This is a genomic window from Microbacterium sp. UBA837 (assembly GCF_002296025.1).
Classification (GTDB): Bacteria; Actinomycetota; Actinomycetes; order Actinomycetales; family Microbacteriaceae; genus Microbacterium.
The window spans coordinates 1-1,437 of sequence record NZ_DBHD01000001.1 but is presented as its reverse complement, the minus strand read 5'-3'; the positions used below and the strand labels follow the sequence as shown (position 1 = coordinate 1,437).

Annotated in this window: 2 protein-coding genes; both read left to right on the top strand. The window is 69.0% G+C overall.

Annotation, left to right across the window (positions count from 1 at the left end; all coding sequences use genetic code 11):
* The first annotated feature begins 21 nt into the window (after positions 1-21).
* Complete coding sequence (gene cmk, locus B3587_RS00010; protein ID WP_349675791.1) at positions 22-732, top strand: (d)CMP kinase; 711 nt, start codon at positions 22-24, stop codon at positions 730-732.
* Between the two features lie 2 nt (positions 733-734).
* Positions 735-1,437: GTPase (locus B3587_RS00005; RefSeq protein WP_292725584.1), on the top strand; the 703-nt coding region annotated here is incomplete at its 3' end.

Here is a 1,437-nt window from a genome sequence, read left to right as displayed (position 1 = left end):
GACACCGCCGCGTCCGACGTCGTGATCGTCGCGGTTGATGGCCCTGCCGGCAGCGGCAAGTCCAGCGTGTCGAAGCAGGTGGCCCGCGCGCTCGGCTTCGGCTACCTCGACACGGGAGCGGCGTATCGGGCGCTCGCGTGGCACGCGTTGGCGCGCGAGGTCGACACCTCCGATGCCACTGCTGTGCTGGAAGCCGTCAGCGACTTCGACTTCCGCATTTCCCTGGACCCTGATGACTATTGGGTGCGATCGGGCGAGGTCGATGTGACCGAGGCGATTCGCGAGCAGCGGGTGACGGATGCCGTGAGCGGCGTCGCCCGCGTTCCGGCGATCCGACGAGCGATCAATGCGGCGTTCCGGCGGCTGGTTGCGGCATCCGGTCGTCCCGGGGTTGTCGTGGAGGGTCGGGACATCACGACCGTCGTCGCCCCGGATGCGCCGGCGCGGATCCTGCTGACCGCTGATCCCGCGGTTCGGGCTGCGCGACGCAGCGCCGAGATCAGCGGATCGACCGCGGCAGAGGTCGCGGAGGCGTTGCGGCGCCGCGATTCGTCGGACTCGAAGGTCGTGGACTTCCTGACCGCCGCTCCAGGCGTTGCCGTGGTCGATTCGACCGCGTTGGATTTCGACGAGACGGTGGCAGAAGTGCTCGCCGTCGCACGCCGGGAACTCGGGGGCGCCGCGCCAGTGGACCCCGACCGGGTAGCCCCGGGCGTGGAGGGGAAGGACTGACCATGAGCACCACTGGTGACGAGTTTGACGAGACCGCCGCGGGCGAGGACCACCTCGCCGATACTCTCGCGGACCTCGACGAGGAACTGGCGGAGTCCCGGGCAGCAGCGCTGCGAGCGACCCTCGATGACTACGACCTGGACGAGGATGACGCCGCGGTCCTCGCTGGGCTCGTGGCCGGTGAGGACGGCATCGAGTACCTGCCGGCGTTGCCGGTCGTCGCGATCGTCGGACGTCCGAACGTCGGCAAGTCGGCGCTCGTAAATCGCATCCTCGGGCGCCGCGAGGCAGTTGTCGAAGACACTCCGGGCGTGACACGCGACCGCGTGACCTACAAGGCCGAGTGGATGGACCGCCGGTTCACCCTCGTCGACACCGGCGGGTGGGAGCCTGACGCCCGTGGTATCGACCGGTCGGTGGCGGCGCAGGCCGAGGTGGCGATCGACCTCTCGGATGTGGTCCTGTTCGTGGTCGACGCGATGGTCGGGGCCACCTCGACCGACGAGCACGTCGTCAAGCTTCTGCGCAAGAGCGGCAAGCCCGTCTTCCTCGTCGCCAACAAGATCGATGACGCCCGCCAGGAGCCCGAGGCTGCCGCGCTGTGGAACCTGGGGCTCGGGGAGCCGCATCCGGTTTCCGCGATCCACGGCCGCGGGGTTGCTGACCTTCTCGACGAGATCATGAAGGTGCTGCCGGATGTCTCAG